Genomic DNA, 15,556 nt, shown 5'->3' with positions numbered 1-15,556 from the left:
TCGACCCGTGAGCGGTGACGGACGGACCCTGGTCGCCGCACTCGAGCGGCACCAGGTCGCGCTGTACCTGCTGGCCCTCGCGGTCGCCCTCGGCGCGGGAGCGCTGGTGCCGGCGGCCGAGGAGCTCGACGCGGCCGTGACGCCGGTGCTCGCCCTGCTGCTGTTCGCGACGTTCCTCGGCGTGCCGTTCGGCTCGGTGCTGCGGGCGTTGCGCGACCGCCGCTTCCTCGCCTCGGTGCTCGTGCTGAACTTCGGCGTCGTGCCGCGGTCGTCTTCGTGCTCACCCGGCCGATCGCGGGCGAGCCCGCCCTGCCGATCGGGGTGCTGCTCGTGCTGCTGACGCCCTGCATCGACTACGTGATCGTGTTCAGCGCTCTGGCGGGAGGGGCGTCGGCCCGGCTGCCGCCGCCGCGCCGCTCCTGATGCTCGTGCAGATCCTCCTGCTGCCCCTGCTCCTGCTGCTCTTCCTCGGGCCGACCGGAGCGGCCGCGGTCGAGATCAGGCCGTTCGCCGAGGCCTTCGTGCTGATCGTGCTGCCGCTGGCCGCGGCGGCGGGGCTGCAGCTGCTCGCCACCCGGTCGGCGCTCGGGCGGCGCCTCCAGGACGCGGTGCTGGGCTCGATGGTGCCGCTGATGGTCGCGACCCTGTTCACGGTGGTCGCGTCCCAGGCCGGAGCCGTCGCCGACGCCCTGCCGCGGCTCGGGCTGCTCGTGCTGCTGTACGCGGCCTTCGTCGTGATCATGACCGCGCTCGGTGCGGGGCGGGTCGGGTCGCCCGTCTGGACGTGCCCGCGCGTCGCGCCCTGCTGTTCAGCGGAGTCACCCGCAACTCGCTGGTGGTGCTGCCGCTCGCGCCGGCGCTGCCTCCTGCTGTCGGTGGCGCCGGTCGTCGTGGTCACGCAGACGCTCGTGGAGCTGATCGCGATGGTGCTGCTGGTGCGGATCGTGCCGCGTGTGATCCCGGAGCGCTGACTGCGGAGCGCCGACCCCGCGCGGACCCGCGCGCCGGCCGCGAGGCGGCCCGCGCGCCCGCGGAGGATCCCGCGCCGTGCGGCGGCCTGTCAACCTCCGTCCCTTCCGCGACGTCCGCCCTACCGTCGAAGGCGAGGACGCCCCTACGTCCTCGCGCCGGTTCCCGCATGCTCCGGCGCGAGCAGCCAGCACCGGAGGATCCCCGTGGCCCAGACCAGCACCGAGCGCGAGCGCACCGCGCCCGACCCCGACGACACCCGCAAGCCCGACGACCCCACCGACGTCACCAAGCGCTCCTGGGGCTACGTCCTCAAGAAGACGCTGCGCGAGTTCGGCGCCGATCAGTGCACCGACCTCGCCGCGGCGCTCACCTACTACGCGGTCCTCGCGCTGTTCCCCGGCCTGCTGGCCGTGGTGTCGATCCTGGGCCTCTTCGGCCAGGCCGAGACGACCACCGACACGGTGCTCGACATCCTCGGCGGGTTCGCGTCACCCGAGGTGCTCGACACGATCCGCGGCCCGGTGCAGGAGCTGACCTCCTCCCCGGCCGCCGGTGTCGCGTTCGTGACCGGTCTGCTGGGCGCCTGTGGTCCGCCTCCGGCTACGTCGGCCGTTCGGCCGCGCCATGAACCGCGTCTACGAGATCGACGAGGGCCGGCCGGTCTGGAAGCTGCGCCCGACGATGCTCGGCATCACCCTCTTCACCGTCGCGCTGCTCGTGATCGCGGGGCTGCTCCTGGTGCTCAGCGGCCCGGTCGCGGAGACGATCGGCGAGGCGATCGGCCTCGGCGAGGTCGCGCTCACCGTGTGGAGCATCGTGAAGTGGCCGTGCTCATCGCGCTGATGATCGTCATCATCGCGGTGCTCTACCACTGGTCGCCCAACGTGAAGCAGCCGAAGTTCCGCTGGACCAGCCTGGGTTCGATCCTCGCGCTCGTGGTGTGGGCGCTCGCGTCCGCCGGCTTCGCGTTCTACGTCGCCAACTTCGGCAACTACAACAAGACCTACGGCGCCCTCGGTGGCGTGATCGTCTTCCTCCTGTGGATCTGGATCACGAACCTCGCACTGCTCTTCGGGGCCGAGTTCGACGCCGAGCTCGAGCGCGGCCGCCAGCTGCAGGCGGGCATCGAGGCGGAGGAGCACATCCAGCTCCCGCCGCGCGACACCCGCTCCAGCGACAAGAAGGCCGAGAAGCACGCCGAGGACGTCGCCGACGGCCGCAAGCTCCGCGAGACCGCGGGGCGCGAGGGCGGCTGACTCCGGATCGGGCGGGAGCGCCGCGACGCCGCTCGCGTAGCGTCGGACGGTGACCTCGCCCGATCGCCGCACCCTGGACCGCAGGATCCTGCGGCTCGCCGTGCCCGCGCTCGGCTCCTCGTCGCCGAGCCGCTGTTCCTCCTCACCGACTCGGCGCTGGTCGGGCACCTCGGCGCGGTGCCGCTGGCGGGCCTCGCACTCGGCGCGGCGGTGCTGCAGACGGTCGTCGGACTGATGGTGTTCCTCGCCTACAGCACGACCCCCCGGGTCGGCCGCGCCCTCGGCGAGGGCGACGAGCGCCGAGCGGTCGCGGCCGGGATCGACGGCGGCTGGCTCGCCTGGCGCTCGGAGCCGTGCTCGCGGTGGCCGGCGCGGTGGGCGCTCCGGCCGTCATCGGCCTCTTCGGAGCCGAGCCCGCCGTCACCGAGGCGGGTGTGCGCTACCTCGCCGTCAGCATGGCCGGGATCCCCGCGATGCTCGGCGTCTTCGCACTCACGGGCCTGCTCCGGGGCTTCCAGGACACCCGCACTCCGCTCGTCATCGCGGTGGCCGGGATTCGCGCTCAACGCGGGCCTGAACGCCGTGCTGATCTACCCCGCGGGCCTGGGGATAACCGGGTCCGCTCTGGGGACGGTGATCACCCGAAGCTGGGCCTGTTCGCCGCCTACGCGCTGATCGCGGCCCGGCTCGCGCGGCGGGTCGGCGCACCGCTGCGTCCCCACCTCGGGGCGTGCTCCCGGCTCCGCGGGGTCGGGCGGGTGGATGCTGCTGCGCACCGCGAGCCTCCGGGCCGCGATCCTGCTCGCCGTGGCCGTCGCCGGCTCCCTCGGGGCGGAGGGAGCTCGGCGCGTTTCCAGGTGGCGATGACGCTCTTTCAGCGCGGTCGCCTTCGCCCTCGACGCCGTCGCGATCGCCGCGCAGGCGGCGCTGCTCGGACGCCTGCTCGGAGCCGGCGATCGCGCGCGCAGGCCACGCGCGGTCACGAAACGCTGTGTGACCTGGGGGAATCGGTGCCGGTCTCGTGCTGGGCGCGGTGGTCGCGGGACTGAGCGGAGTGCTGCCGTTCGCCTGCTCGAGCGACCCGGAGGTGCTGCGGCTGCTGCCCGCGCTGATCGCGGTGGTCGGCGTCACCGCTCCGCTGGGGGGCTTCTACGTGTTCGTGCTGGACGGGGTCCTGATCGGCGCCGGGGACAGCCGCTACCTCGCCCTCAGCGGGCTCGTGAACCTGGCCGTGTTCGTGCCGCTGGCCGCCTCTGGCGTCCTCGGCGCCGGCGGACGTGAGCGCCTGCCGGCGCCCTGGATCGCCTTCGCCGTGGGGCTGCCTGGGGGCCTCGTGCGCTGGACCCCTCGGGCTGCTGGCGCGTCCGGGGCGAGGCGTGGCTCCGCTGAGCGCTCGGGCGAAGTTTCGAACAGGCTGTGGAGAACCCTGTGGAGAACTCCGGCTGGGAGGCCGGGACCGGGCGCGCGGCGCGGCGCTCGTGCTCCCGGGGTGGAAGACCGCGTGGAAGCACACCGGGAGCCGCCTCCTCGCCCGCGAGCAGCGCCAAGCGCCGCTTCCCGTCCCGCCGCCCGGCCCTTGTCGACCGCCGGCTGCACCATCGTCGTGAGGTCGTAGCCCGCCGCGAGCCCCGGGCACCTGCACGCCGTCGAGCTTGCCGACGACCGACACGTCCTCCGGCACCCGGCAGCCCCAGCTGCTCGGCAGCCAGGATCACGCCCGCCGCCAGCGGATCACTCTGGGCGAGGACCGCGGTCGGTGGCTCCGGCACATCGAGGCAGCACCCGCCCGGCGGCCACCCCCTCGTCGACCGTGCTGGCCGACGCCGCCACGGCCCTCGAGCCCGTCGAACACGTCGCGCGCTCCCGGAGCAGCCGCTCGACGGCCGTGATGCTCGAGCTCCGAGCGCCAGTCGCCCGGCACGGGCCCGCGGCGGCTGGTCCTTCGAGAACGGGAGCGTCACCCGTCGCCGGGCGCTCGTGCCCGGACAGGTCGCGGAGGCGCTCGGCCAGGGCCCGGGTGGCGTCGCGGTTGTCGAGGGTGACGATCGCCGAGCCGAACTCGGGCACCCCCTCCACCACGACGACCGGGACGCGACGGCGCTGCAGCAGCGCGCTACCGACTTCCGTCGACGCGTCGGGCTGCAGCCGATCAGGATCATGGCGTCGACGCGGGCGCCGTCGCCATCGGCCCCGGAGCCGTCGCCGGTCTCGGTGAGCAGCAGGATCCCGGCGCTCGCGCGCCGCCCAGCACGGCGGCGATGCCGTCGAGCATCGCGACCTGGATCGGATCGCGGAACGCGTGCAGCACGCGCTCGTCGACGACGACGCCGACGATGCCCGAGCGGCCCCGGCGGAGCGACTGCGCGCGCGGGTCCGGACCGGCGTAGTCGAGGTCGGCCGCCGCCTTCAGCACCCGCTCGCGGGTCGAGGCCGAGACGGGGCCGGCGCCGCTGAACACGAGAGTGAGGCGGTCGAGGCCGAGACTCCGGGCGCAGGCTCGCCACCTCGGGCCAGCGTCGGACGTCGGCGGCGCTCCTCGGCGCGGGGCTTCTGCGACTCCACGATCCTCCTCGACTCCACCGCCGAGACCGTGTCCTTGACCGTCCCGCAGGTTCTGGATAGCTTAGTCCGGCCCCTCTCGAATCGATTCGACAAGGGCCCCCGTCCCGGCCTCGCGGGCTCCGGAGACGCCGCAGCGGGCGCTCGGGCCGCGCCCGCTCCAGGAACACGATCATGACCAGCACCTCCGACCTCACCCGCCGACAGCTCGTCGCGTGGCGCAACGCCGTCTTCACGATCTTCGTGCTGAGCGGTCTCGCCGTCGCCACCTGGGTGTCGCGCACCCCGGCGATCCGCGACGAGCTGGGCCTCAGCACCGCCGACGTCGGCGTGCTGATCCTGGCGATGTCGATCGGCGCGATCGTCGGCCTGGCGCTCTCGACGGCGATCATGTCGATGCTCGGCGCGCGCCGCGGCATGATCGCGGGCCTCACCGTGCGCGCCTCGGAGTCGCGATCCTCGGCGTCGCCGCCGACTCGCTCGGCACCTCCCTCCTCGCCTTCGCGGGCATGGCGCTGCTCGGCTTCGGCAACGGCGCGGTCGACGTGATGATGAACGTGGAGGAGCCGCGAACGAGAAGGCCTTCGGCACGACCCTCCTCCCGCTCTTCCACGCCTTCTTCAGCCTCGGCACCGTCGCGGGCGCGCTGATCGGCGCCGGGGTCCGCCTCGGTGTCCCCGTGGCCGCGCACCTCGTCGGCGTCGCCGTGGTCATCGTCGCGACCGTCCTCGTCGCGATCCGCTCCGTGCCCGTGCGCACCGATCTCGACACGCAGGGCGTCGCCACCGCCAAGGCGCCGGTGCGCGAGCGCGTGGCCGCCTCGCTCGGCGTCTGGCGCGATCCGCGCCTGGTCTTCATCGGCCTGATCATGCTCGGCATGGCCTTCGCCGAGGGGTCCGCGAACGACTGGATGACGCTGGCGATGGTCGACGGCCACGGCACCGACCAGACCACGGCCGCCGTCGTCTCGGGGTCTTCGTGGCGGCGATGACGGTCGGCCGCGTGATCGGCGGCCCGTGCTCGACCGCTTCGGCCGCGTGCCCGTGCTGCGCGCCTCCGCGCTGCTGGCCGTGGTGGGCATCCCGCCCTTCATCCTCGCTCCCGTCGACGCGCTGGTGATCGCCGGAGCCGTCGCCTGGGGTCTGGGCTGCTCGTCGGCTTCCCCGTGGGCATGTCGGCCGCCGCGGAGGGCGCCCACTCGGCCGCCCGGGTCAGCGCGGTCGCGATGCTCGGCTACGTCGCCTTCCTCGTGGGCCCGCCCGCGATCGGCTTCCTCGGCGAGCACTTCGGCCTCCTGAACGCCCTCTTCCTGGTGCTGACGCTCGTGGTCGTCGCCGGCCTCGCTCCCCGCGGCTCGTCCCGCGCGCGTGACGGAGTCCGCATGACCGCCCCGAGCCTCGAGCCCTGCCGGGTCGCCCTGGTCACCGGGGCGAACGGGCATCGGAGCCGCGATCGCCGAGCGCCTCGCGGCCGACGGCCTCGCCGTGCTGGTCGCGTTCCTCGCCGAGGACCTGCCCGAGTACGAGCCCGAGCGCCAGCGCCGCGCCCACGCGAGCGACGGCGAGGGGTCGCCGAGCGGATCCGCGCCGCGGGCGGAGCGGGCGAGCGCCGCCCGGCCGACCTGCGCGACGCCGGCTCGGCCGCCGCGCTGTTCGACGCCGCGGGCAGGCGCTCGGCCCGGTCGACGTGCTCGTCAACAACGCGACCGGATCGGTCATCGACACCTTCCGCGCCCGCGAGAGCGACTGGATGGGGCGCCCGCAGCGCCGGGTCGACGCCGCGAGCATCGACGCCGTCCTCTCGGTCGACGCCCGCGCCGCCGCCCTGCTGATCTCGGAGCCGCCGCGCGGCTCGAGGCCCGCGGCGGCCACGGCGCCGCATCGTCTCGCTCCACCTCCGGCGGCGACGGCGGCTTCCCCGGCGAGGTCTCCTACGGAGCCGCTAAGGCCGCCCTCGTGAACTACACGATCTCGGCGTCGCTCGAGCTGAGCCCCTGGGCATCACGGCCAACGCCGTCCACCCGCCCGTCACCGACACGGGCTGGGTGACCGACGACGTCCGCGAGGCCGTCGCCGCGAACGACTCGTTCTTCGACGTCGCCGAGCCGGAGGAGGTCGGCGACCTCGTCTCGTACCTCGTGTCCCCGGCCGGCCGGCGCGCCACCGGCAACGTCGTCCGCATGGCCTGAACCCCGAGCGGCCGCCCGCGCCCGCGTCTATCCTCGACGGGTGCGTCTCGTCATCGCGCGCTGCTCCGTCGACTACACCGGCCGTCTCAGCGCCCACCTCCCCCTCGCCACCCGACTGCTGCTGGTCAAGGCCGACGGCAGCGTGCTCGTCCACTCCGACGGCGGCTCCTACAAGCCGCTGAACTGGATGAGCCCGCCGTGCACGCTGATCGCCGCGGAGCCGGACGAGACCGCCCGGGAGTCGGGCGTCGTCGAGCAGTGGACGGTCGCGCACAAGAAGACCGGAGACGCCCTCGTCGTCTCGATCCACGAGGTGCTGCACGACTCCGCCCACGAACTGGGCGTGGATCCAGGTCTCGTGAAGGACGGAGTGGAGGCGCACCTGCAGCGCCTGCTCGCCGAGCAGATCGATCTCCTCGGCGACGGTCACACCCTCGTCCGCCGTGAGTACATGACGGCGATCGGGCTGGTCGACATCCTCGCGCGGGATTCCCGTGGAGCGAGTGTGGCGGTCGAGATCAAGCGCCGCGGAGACATCGACGGAGTCGAGCAGCTCACCCGCTATCTCGAGCTGATGAATCGCGATCCTCATCTCGCGCCCGTCACCGGAGTGTTCGCCGCGCAGGAGATCAAGCCGCAGGCGCGGACCCTGGCGCAGGACCGCGGTATCCGCTGCGTCGTCCTCGATTACGAGTCCATGCGCGGCGTGGACGATTCGCACACCAGATTGTTCTGGTGCTCATGGCGAAGGCCCCCGCGGGATTCCGCGGGGCCTTCGCCGTTCGAGCGGGACGCTCTACTTGTTGGCGGCGGCGTAGGCCGCCTGGACCTCGGCCGGGATGCGGCCGCGGTCGGACACCTGGTGCCCGTTGGCGTTCGCCCACTCGCGGATCGCCTTGAGCTGCTTGGGGTCGCTCTTGGACGCCGAGGCGACCGAGGAGGCGGCCGCGGGGCGGGAGCCGACCCGACGGGCGCTGGAGACGAACTTCTCCGAGAGCGGAGTGCAGAGCCTCGATGTTGTCGGGGCCGAGATCGATCTCGTAGTTGGCGCCGTCGATGCTGAAGCGGACGGTTCCGCCTTCTCCGGAATCGATGGGCGTTCCGTCGATGTCGTCGACGAGAGTGATCTTCTGAGCCACTTTTCCTCCTGTTAAGTACTGGACGAGAGAAGACATTACCCCTTTTCTCCCGAGCAGAGATCATTCTCGGTGATGATTCGAGCCCGTCGCGCTCTTTATCCGGTCCCTTGTCGCGAAGAATCGCCGCAATAGCGGACTCCCACGACTTGCACAGCACTCGTCGGACACTGCATTCGCCGATGACGGCATTCCTCTCGGAGGACGACTTCTCCGCGGGGGATTCACGCGGGAAAGGCGCCGATCAGAACCGATCCGCCGATTCGGAGTGCGAAGCGATCCCGGATAGCGTGAGAGGCATGGCACGGAGAGTCGGACCCCCGCCCGCCCGGCACGGCCCGGGCCCTACCGCAACGCCCCGGCGCGCGAGGCTCTGGAGGCACTGGTCGCCGCTCCGTCCACGGAGGCCGTCGATCGCCTCCTCACCGCCCGCCTCGAGGGCTCGCTCGTGGTCGACGTCACGGGCTCGCAGCCCGGAGGCGTGCCGCACGTGCGGACGGTCGCGACGACGACCGGTGAGCAGGTGCTCCCGCTCTTCACCTCGACCGACGAGGTCCGCACCGCGATCCCGCGCCAGCAGCACCCCCGCGTGCAGATGCTGGTGCTGCCCGGGCGCGAGGCGTTCGCGCTCATCCGCACCGCCGACTTCGTCGCCGTGCAGCTCGACGCCGGCTCGATCGCCCAGGTCGTGACCCGCTCGTTCATCGAGAACGCACTCCGAGAGCACCGAGCGCCCGTAGAGTGTTCTCCCCGACGGGGCAGCGTCGGCGTCCCCCGCGTCACCCGAGGTCAGGAGCCCCGCCATGTCCGGACACGACACTCGCCCCGACCGGATCTCGGCGAACGCGCCGGAACCTGGACCTGCATCCTCTTCGACCTCGACGGCACCATCACCGACTCGGCGCCCGGCATCACCGGGACGCTCGTCGACACCTTCGTCGAGCTGGGCCGCCCCGTCCCCACGCCGGTCGAGCTCCTGGCCTACGTCGGCCCGCCCCTGCTCGACGCGTTCCGCGCGCTCGGCGGGATGAGCGCCGAGGAGGCGCAGGCCGCCCTCGTCGTGTACCGCCGCCGCTACAACGCCGGCGGTCTCTTCGACTCCTCCGTCTACCCCGGCGTCCCCGACGTCCTCGCGCGCATCGCCGAGGCGGGCGTGCCCCTGTCGCTGGCGACGTCGAAGCCCGAGTCGGCCGCGCGCCGGGTCCTCGAGCACTACGGTCTCGCGCAGTACTTCACGGTCATCTGCGGCGCCTCCGAGGACGAGGTGCGCAGCGCCAGAGCCGATGTCGTCGAGGAGGCGCTCCGCCGCCTCCGCGAGCTCGACGTCGACCTCTCGGCGCCGGTCATGGTCGGCGACCGCGAGCACGACGTCCACGGCGCCGCGGCGCACGGGATCCTGGACGATCATGGTCGAGTGGGGCTACGGGTCCCCCGCCGAGGCGGCCGGCACGGTGGCCGTGGTGTCCGAGGCGGAGGAGCTCGCGACCCTCCTGCTCCCGTGAGCCCGGTACGATGAGGGAATGACTGGTCTGGGCGTCGTCCTCGCGTTCGCGCTGTTCCTCGGCGGGATCCTCGCCCTCGGGAACGCCTTCCTGTTCCCCGAGCTGGCCGGGTTCATCTTCTTCGGCGGCATCGCGGCGATCTCGCTGTCGCTGGCCGTCGCGTTCCACATCCTGCCGAAATCGCAGTAGCGTGCCGGTCGGCTCGGCCGGTCCGTCCGGCCTCGTCCCTCGGCCGGTCAGCCGAGCGTGCTCGCGTCGAGGTTGATCACGCGCCCGATGTAGACGGCCTCGCCGGCCCCCGCCACCTCCGGTGTTCATCCGGAGCAGCTGCTGCACGGGGATCCCGAAGCGCTGCGCGATGTCGAAGAACGTGTCGCCCGCCACGACCGTGTAGCTGACGATCGCGCCCGCGCCGTTCGTCGTCGGCGTGCCGGTCGCTCCCGGAGCCGAGCCGAAGTCGGTCGCGAAGGCGGTCTCGGGGATCTCGGGAACGGGATTCGGAGTGATGGTCACGGTGACCTCGGGCTGCGCACGAACACGGTGGCCGTGGCCTGCGGCAGCGCGGCGGTCACGGTGGGGTCGGGAGTGGGAGTCGCCTCCGCGAAGACCGTGACGGTGACCGTCGGGGTCGGGCTCGGCGCCGAGCAGCCGGCGAGCGCGAGGGCCGCGGCGAGCGCCAGCAGCGCGCCCCCGCTCCGTGCCGCGTCACTCCGTACCGCGTGGCGCCGTGCCGATCCCGCCCGTGCTGCGCGCATGTGTCCCCGCCCCTCGTGGAGCCCCCGCCCCGGGCACTCGGGTCCACCCTAGGAGACGGGCGCCGGCGTCGGACGCGCCGCGTCCGGCTCAGGCGTGCGGCTCGGGCAGCATGCGCAGGCCGCCTCCGCCGTTCGCCGCGTCCATGAGCAGCTCGACCCAGGCCGGGTTGATCGTCGGCCGGCGGCTGCCCGCGAAGTGGAACTGCAGAGCGATGTTGGGATTCATCCAGAAGGAGTGGCGGCCACGGGCCCCCTCGGGCATGGCGTCGAGGGTGAGCGGGAAGCGCTCGTCGCGGCGGAACTTGGCGTAGATCACGATCTGGAGATGAGCCAGGGTCCGGTCCTCGATCTCGATGACGGCCGGCGGCGTGCCGTAGAGGAATTGACCCATGGCCTCAGCCTATCTCTAGACAGACTTTCTACTAGAGAATCTAGCTAACCTCGGAATGCGGCTGATCGGCGTCCTCGTCCTCGATCTCGGCGTCGATCTCGTCGACCGCGGAGCTCATCCGGCGGAGGAAGTTGACGACGACCTCGGCCTCGCCGGCCTCGAGGCCCTCGGCGATCTCGAGCATGCGCCGGTGCATGTGCTCGAGCGTCTCGCGCACCTCGCGGTCGCTGTCCACGGTGGCCTCGACGACGATGCCGCGCCGGTCGGTGGGGTGCGGCTTCCGCACGAGGTGGCCGCTGCGGACGAGCCGGTCGATCAGCACGGTGGTCGAGGCGGAGGATGGAGAGGTGCGCAGCGAGGTCCTTCGCGCTCACGATCTCGTCGCTCCGCTGGCGCCGCAGGAGGTACTGGATGGCGATCAGATCGGTCTCGCCCATCGCCATCTTCTCGCGGGTGCGGCGGCGCATCGCCACCTCCGAGACGCGGTAGGTGCGCATCGCGCTGAGCACCTCGACGGCGCGCCGGGTGGAGGACTCGTCGGGATACCAGTACCCGGCGCCGCTCCTCTGGGTCGTCTCGCTCATCCGGCCATCCTAGACGCGCGTGCTATCAGAGCCTCTAGCGATCCGGACCGACCTCCCGGCGCCGCCTACGCTGGACCGGTGACCGCCACCCTCGTCGCCAAGGGCCTCTCCGGAGGCTATGCGCACCGCACCCTGTTCGACGGACTCGACCTCACGGTCGCCCCCGGGGACGTGGTCGGCGTCGTGGGAGCGAACGGAGCCGGCAAGTCCACCCTGCTGCGCATCCTCGCCGGCGAGACCGCTCCGCTGGACGGCCGGGTCGTGCTGGCCCCGGGCGACGCGTTCGTCGGCTGGCTGCCCCAGGAGCACGAGCGGCGCGAGGGCGCGACCGTCTCGGCGTACCTGGCCCGCCGCACGGGCTGCGCCGAGGCGTCGGCCGAGCTGGACGCGGCCGCCTCCGCCTTCGCCGACCCCGATCCGGACGGCAGCATCGCCGACCGCTACGCCCTCGCGCTCGACCGCTGGCTCGCGAGCGGCGCGGCCGACCTCGACGAGCGGACCCCCGTGGTGCTGGCCGACCTCGGACTCGCGCTGGGGCAGGGCGGAGTGGCGGCCTCCTCCCTCACTGACCTCCCTGTCGGGCGGGCAGGCGGCGCGCGTGGGGCTCGCGGCGCTCCTGCTGTCGCGGTTCGACGTCGTGCTGCTGGACGAGCCGACGAACGACCTCGACCTCGACGGGCTCGAGCGCCTCGAGGCGTTCGTCCGCGGCCTGCGCGGAGGGGTCGTGCTGGTCAGCCACGACCGGGAGTTCCTGCGCCGCAGCGTCACGCGCGTGCTCGAGCTCGATCTCGCGCAGGGCACCACCACCGTGTTCGGCGGCGGCTACGAGTCGTACCTCGAGGAGCGCGAGACCGCGCGCCGCCAGCGCCGCGAGAAGTACGAGGACTTCGCGGAGCAGAAGTCCGACCTGGTCTCGCGGGCCCGCACGCAGCGCGAGTGGTCGAGTCAGGGCGTCCGGAACGCGATGAAGAAGGCGCCCGACAACGACAAGATCCGGCGCAAGGCGTCGTCGGAGTCGAGCGAGAAGCAGGCGCAGAAGGTGCGCCAGATGGAGAGCCGCATCGCGCGCCTCGAGGAGGTCGAGGAGCCGCGCAAGGAGTGGCAGCTGGCCTTCACGATCGGCACGGCGCCGCGCTCGAGCTCGGTCGTGTCGACGCTGAGCGGAGCGGTCGCGCGCCGCGGCTCCTTCACGCTCGGCCCCGTCTCGCTGCAGGTCGACGCGGGCGACCGGATCGGGATCACCGGACCCAACGGCGCCGGCAAGTCGACCCTCCTGTCGCTGCTGCTCGGCCGCGCCGCGCCCGAGGACGGGTCGGCCTCGCTCGGCACCAGCGTCGCGATCGGCGAGATCGACCAGGCGAGGGCGATGCTCGCCTCCGACGCACCACTCGCCGACGCCTTCGAGGCGCTCGTTCCGAGTACCCGACCGCCGAGGTGCGCACACTGCTGGCGAAGTTCGGCCTGAAGGCCGACCACGTGGGGCGGCCGGTGGGCGAGCTGTCTCCGGGCGAGCGCACCCGCGCGGCGCTGGCGCTGCTCCAGGCGCGCGGCACGAACCTGCTGGTCCTCGACGAGCCGACCAACCACCTCGACCTGCCGGCGATCGAGCAGCCCGAGCAGGCCCTGGAGTCGTACGAGGGCACGCTGCTGCTGGTCACCCACGACCGGCGCATGCTCGAGACGGTGCAGCTGAACCGGCAGTGGCGCGTCGAGGGCGGCGTGGTGACGGAGGCGTAGCCCGGCCCCGCCCCGCCCCACACCACTCCTCGAAAGTCGTCGTACTCGAGCTCGAGTACGACGACTCTTGGACACTCGTTTCCGGCCGAAGAAGCGAGTCCTCACAAGCTGTCGTACTCGGCACTCGAGTACGACAACTTCTGGAGAGTGGAACTGGACCCGGTTCGCGGGGCGGGCAGGTGCGGCATCACAGCGACGCGGCCCGCGCCTCCAGCAGCGCGCGCGCGGTCGTTGCCGGCCAGGGCGGCGGCCGTCGCGAACTCCGAGCGCGCCTCCTCCCTCCGGTCCAAGCGCGAGCAGCTCCCCCCGCACGCTCGGCAGCAGGTGCGATCCCCGCAGCGCCCCCTCCGACGCCAGGCGGTCGACGATCAGCAGGGCAGACGCGGGACCCGTCGCCATCGACACCGCCACCGCGCGGTTGAGCTCCACGACGGGGCTCGGAGCGATGCGCCCCAGCACCTCGTAGAGCAGCGCGATCCGCTCCCATTCGGTCGCGGAGACGCTCGGGGCGACGGCGTGGCACTCGGCGATCGCCGCCTGCAGCGCGTAGGAGCCGCGCCCGCGGCCCAGCCGATCCGAGCGGAGCAGCGCCTCGCGGCCCCGAGTGATCTGCGCGCGGTCCCAGCGCGTGCGGTCCTGGTCCTCGAGCAGCACCGGAGTGCCGTCGGCCGCGGTGCGCGCGGCGAGGCGCGACGCCTGCAGCTCCATCAGGGCGAGCAGCCCCAGCACCTCCGGCTCGCGCGGCAGCAGGCCGGCGAGGACGCGGCCCAGCCGCAGCGCCTCCTGCGCCACCTCGCTCCGCACCCAGCGGTCGCCGGAGGTGGCGGCGTACCCCTCGGTGAAGATCAGGTAGACCACGCCGAGCACGGCGGAGAGCCGCCCTTCCACTCCGCCGGCTCGGGAGTCTCGAACGGCACGCCGGCCGCGGCCAGCGACTTCTTCGCCCGGACGATGCGCTGCTGCACCGTCGCGACGGGCACGAGGAACAGCCGCGCGATCGCCTCGGCACTGAGGCCCCCGACCAGTCGCAGGGTCAGCGCGATGCTCGCCTCGCGCGAGAGCACCGGGTGGCACGCGACGAAGACGAGGCGGAGGACGTCGTCGCCGATCGGCTCCCACTCGTCCTCCGCGCCCTCCTGCAGGTCGTGGGCCAGCGCGCGGTACCGCTCGTCGAGCCGCTCGCGCCGCCGCCAGCCGTCGACCGCCCGGCGCTTCGCGACCGCGGTCAGCCACGCGCCCCGGTTCCGCGGCACCCCCGACTCCGGCCACTGCTTCAGCGCTTCGACGAGGGCCTCCTGGGCGAGGTCCTCGGCGAGGCCGACGTCGCCGGTCGTCCGCACGAGCGTCGCGACGATCCTGGCGCTCTCGATGCGCCAGACCGCGTCGACGGCCGCCCTGCTTGCGTCCATCGTCAGCGGGCCTGCCCGAGCTCGTCGCGCCAGCCCTCCTCCTTCTGGAGGAATTCGTTGTCGGCGAAGTCCGCGAAGTCGCTCTCGTCGGTGACGCGGCGCACCTCGAGCTTGTTGCCGGGGACGAGCGGGCAGCGCAGCGCCCACTCCTTCGCCTCCTCCTTGGACGAGACCTGGATCATCCAGAACCCGTTGAACAGCTCATGGGTCTCGCCGTACGGGCCGTCGGTGACGGCGGGCGGCTCGGACGAGAAGTCGACGACGAAGCCCGTCGTGTCGACGTCGTCCGCGAGGCCCTCTCCGGCGAGCAGGACGCCAGCGGTCATCAGGGTCTCGTTGTACTGGCCCATCCGGGTGATGATCTCGTCGAACGGATCGACTCGTAGGCCTTCTTGGCCTCGTCGGTCGCGCGCATGATGAGCATGTACTTCACGGTTCTCTCCTTCGTGTCCGGGGCGCCGGATGCGTCCTCCTACTGTGACGTCGAACGGCGAGGACGGATATCGACATCTCCGGAGGAATTCCCGTCACGGGATCGCCGGAGTGCTCCGCAGGTGCTCGTAGACCACCGAGGTGCGCACGTCCGCGACCTCGCGCCGCTGGGTCAGCCGATCGATGACGAACGCGTACAGAGCGTCGTTGTCGGGCACGGCGACGTGGATCACGAAGTCGTCGGTGCCCGCGGTGACGAACAGGCCGATCGTCTCGGGCAGCGCCGACACCCAGTCGCGGAACGCCTCGATCGCGACGCGCGACGGCGGGCGGATGCGGACCGCGATCAGGGCCTGGACGGGACGGCCGATCGCCCGAGATCGACGTCGAGCACCGCCCCGCGGATCACTCCGCGGGCCCGGAGCGCCCGCGTGCGATCCAGCGCCGTGGTGGGCGAGACCTCGACGGCGGCCGCGACGTCGCGGTTCGACTTCCGTGCATCCGACTGCAGTTCGCGGAGGATCGCCGCATCGAGTTCGTCCATGGGGGCGATTCTAGGGTCGCCTCCGTACTTGCACGGTCATCGCGCAGCTGCTCCGCACATCCCCCTAGCATCGACCCCGCACACCGCTCAG

The 15,556-nt window shown here is 72.7% G+C and carries 17 protein-coding genes and 8 pseudogenes; 14 read left to right on the top strand and 11 right to left on the bottom strand.

What is annotated here, in order from left to right; translation table 11 throughout:
• Positions 1–7: 7 nt before the first annotated feature.
• The 5 genes and pseudogenes from AC0CII_RS16200 to AC0CII_RS16180 all read left to right on the top strand — a co-directional run bounded on the left by AC0CII_RS16200 (position 8) and on the right by AC0CII_RS16180 (position 3,843).
• Positions 8–971 (top strand): annotated as a pseudogene (locus AC0CII_RS16200) (bile acid:sodium symporter).
• A 204-nt stretch (positions 972–1,175) separates the two neighbouring features.
• Positions 1,176–2,228, top strand: a pseudogene (locus AC0CII_RS16195) (YihY/virulence factor BrkB family protein).
• A gap of 177 nt (positions 2,229–2,405) precedes the next feature.
• A pseudogene (locus AC0CII_RS16190) lies at positions 2,406–2,483 on the top strand (hypothetical protein); the annotation flags it as partial.
• A gap of 98 nt (positions 2,484–2,581) precedes the next feature.
• Entirely contained in the window at positions 2,582–3,277 is a 696-nt protein-coding gene (locus AC0CII_RS16185) for an MATE family efflux transporter (protein WP_465230033.1), read from the top strand.
• Complete coding sequence (locus AC0CII_RS16180) at positions 3,262–3,843, top strand: hypothetical protein (protein ID WP_465230032.1); 582 nt, start codon at positions 3,262–3,264, stop codon at positions 3,841–3,843. Before AC0CII_RS16185 ends, AC0CII_RS16180 begins: the two co-directional genes overlap by 16 nt.
• 116 nt (positions 3,844–3,959) lie before the next feature.
• Here the strand turns inward: AC0CII_RS16180 and AC0CII_RS16175 are convergent, their stop codons facing one another.
• Positions 3,960–4,295 carry a hypothetical protein gene (locus AC0CII_RS16175; protein ID WP_465230031.1) on the bottom strand — a complete coding sequence of 112 codons (336 nt, stop codon included), beginning with the start codon at positions 4,293–4,295 and terminating at the stop codon, positions 3,960–3,962.
• A gap of 88 nt (positions 4,296–4,383) precedes the next feature.
• The gene (locus AC0CII_RS16170; RefSeq protein WP_465230030.1) at positions 4,384–4,686 is read right to left on the bottom strand and encodes a hypothetical protein; all 303 of its coding nucleotides are present in this window, start codon (positions 4,684–4,686) and stop codon (positions 4,384–4,386) included.
• Positions 4,687–4,961: 275 nt separating this feature from the next.
• On the opposite strand from AC0CII_RS16170, the gene AC0CII_RS16165 reads away from it, so the two are divergent.
• From AC0CII_RS16165 to nucS, 6 genes and pseudogenes are all read left to right on the top strand, one after another.
• Entirely contained in the window at positions 4,962–5,336 is a 375-nt protein-coding gene (locus AC0CII_RS16165; RefSeq protein WP_465230029.1) for a hypothetical protein, read from the top strand.
• A 130-nt stretch (positions 5,337–5,466) separates the two neighbouring features.
• The gene (locus tag AC0CII_RS16160; RefSeq protein ID WP_465230028.1) at positions 5,467–5,778 is read left to right on the top strand and encodes a hypothetical protein; all 312 of its coding nucleotides are present in this window, start codon (positions 5,467–5,469) and stop codon (positions 5,776–5,778) included.
• Positions 5,779–5,803: 25 nt separating this feature from the next.
• Positions 5,804–6,085 (top strand): hypothetical protein, encoded by a 282-nt coding sequence (locus tag AC0CII_RS16155; protein ID WP_465230027.1) that lies wholly within the window; start codon positions 5,804–5,806, stop codon positions 6,083–6,085.
• A 186-nt stretch (positions 6,086–6,271) separates the two neighbouring features.
• Entirely contained in the window at positions 6,272–6,835 is a 564-nt protein-coding gene (locus AC0CII_RS16150; protein WP_465230026.1) for a hypothetical protein, read from the top strand.
• The gene (locus AC0CII_RS16145) at positions 6,832–6,975 is read left to right on the top strand and encodes a hypothetical protein (RefSeq protein ID WP_465230025.1); all 144 of its coding nucleotides are present in this window, start codon (positions 6,832–6,834) and stop codon (positions 6,973–6,975) included. Before AC0CII_RS16150 ends, AC0CII_RS16145 begins: the two co-directional genes overlap by 4 nt.
• Before the next feature lie 40 nt (positions 6,976–7,015).
• Positions 7,016–7,708 (top strand): annotated as a pseudogene (gene nucS, locus AC0CII_RS16140) (endonuclease NucS); the annotation flags it as partial.
• A 63-nt stretch (positions 7,709–7,771) separates the two neighbouring features.
• Here the strand turns inward: nucS and AC0CII_RS16135 are convergent.
• Positions 7,772–7,867 (bottom strand): Lsr2 family DNA-binding protein, encoded by a 96-nt coding sequence (locus tag AC0CII_RS16135; RefSeq protein ID WP_465230956.1) that lies wholly within the window; start codon positions 7,865–7,867, stop codon positions 7,772–7,774.
• Positions 7,868–8,024: 157 nt separating this feature from the next.
• Positions 8,025–8,150: pseudogene (locus AC0CII_RS16130) on the bottom strand (hypothetical protein); the annotation flags it as partial.
• A gap of 334 nt (positions 8,151–8,484) precedes the next feature.
• Here AC0CII_RS16130 and AC0CII_RS16125 point away from each other — a divergent pair.
• Together AC0CII_RS16125 and AC0CII_RS16120 are read left to right on the top strand one after the other, a co-directional pair.
• Complete coding sequence (locus AC0CII_RS16125) at positions 8,485–9,627, top strand: HAD hydrolase-like protein (RefSeq protein WP_465230955.1); 1,143 nt, start codon at positions 8,485–8,487, stop codon at positions 9,625–9,627.
• A gap of 4 nt (positions 9,628–9,631) precedes the next feature.
• Positions 9,632–9,802 carry a hypothetical protein gene (locus AC0CII_RS16120; protein WP_207403269.1) on the top strand — a complete coding sequence of 57 codons (171 nt, stop codon included), beginning with the start codon at positions 9,632–9,634 and terminating at the stop codon, positions 9,800–9,802.
• Between the two features lie 320 nt (positions 9,803–10,122).
• Here the strand turns inward: AC0CII_RS16120 and AC0CII_RS16115 are convergent, their stop codons facing one another.
• From AC0CII_RS16115 to AC0CII_RS16105, 3 genes are all read right to left on the bottom strand, one after another.
• On the bottom strand, positions 10,123–10,368 hold the full coding sequence (locus AC0CII_RS16115; protein ID WP_465230024.1) for a hypothetical protein: 246 nt from the start codon (positions 10,366–10,368) through the stop codon (positions 10,123–10,125).
• 88 nt (positions 10,369–10,456) lie between these two features.
• Positions 10,457–10,759, bottom strand: coding sequence for a DUF7882 family protein (locus AC0CII_RS16110; RefSeq protein ID WP_465230023.1), 303 nt, complete (start codon positions 10,757–10,759; stop codon positions 10,457–10,459).
• Between the two features lie 44 nt (positions 10,760–10,803).
• Positions 10,804–11,343, bottom strand: a complete 540-nt coding sequence (locus AC0CII_RS16105; protein WP_465230022.1) for a hypothetical protein — start codon at positions 11,341–11,343, stop codon at positions 10,804–10,806.
• Between the two features lie 78 nt (positions 11,344–11,421).
• On the opposite strand from AC0CII_RS16105, the pseudogene AC0CII_RS16100 reads away from it, so the two are divergent.
• Positions 11,422–13,080, top strand: a pseudogene (locus AC0CII_RS16100) (ABC-F family ATP-binding cassette domain-containing protein).
• Positions 13,081–13,298: 218 nt separating this feature from the next.
• Here AC0CII_RS16100 and AC0CII_RS16095 read toward each other — a convergent pair.
• The 4 genes and pseudogenes from AC0CII_RS16095 to AC0CII_RS16080 all read right to left on the bottom strand — a co-directional run.
• A pseudogene (locus AC0CII_RS16095) lies at positions 13,299–14,489 on the bottom strand (RNA polymerase sigma factor); the annotation flags it as partial.
• A gap of 2 nt (positions 14,490–14,491) precedes the next feature.
• Positions 14,492–14,922 (bottom strand): annotated as a pseudogene (locus AC0CII_RS16090) (YciI family protein).
• Between the two features lie 94 nt (positions 14,923–15,016).
• Entirely contained in the window at positions 15,017–15,211 is a 195-nt protein-coding gene (locus tag AC0CII_RS16085; RefSeq protein ID WP_465230021.1) for an Lrp/AsnC ligand binding domain-containing protein, read from the bottom strand.
• 56 nt (positions 15,212–15,267) lie between these two features.
• Positions 15,268–15,465, bottom strand: a complete 198-nt coding sequence (locus AC0CII_RS16080; RefSeq protein WP_465230020.1) for an Lrp/AsnC family transcriptional regulator — start codon at positions 15,463–15,465, stop codon at positions 15,268–15,270.
• Positions 15,466–15,556: the final 91 nt, after the last annotated feature.

The organism is Rathayibacter sp. AC182 (assembly GCF_979253875.1).
Note: the sequence above shows the minus strand (reverse complement) of the source record. Positions and strands in the feature narration are given on the sequence as shown.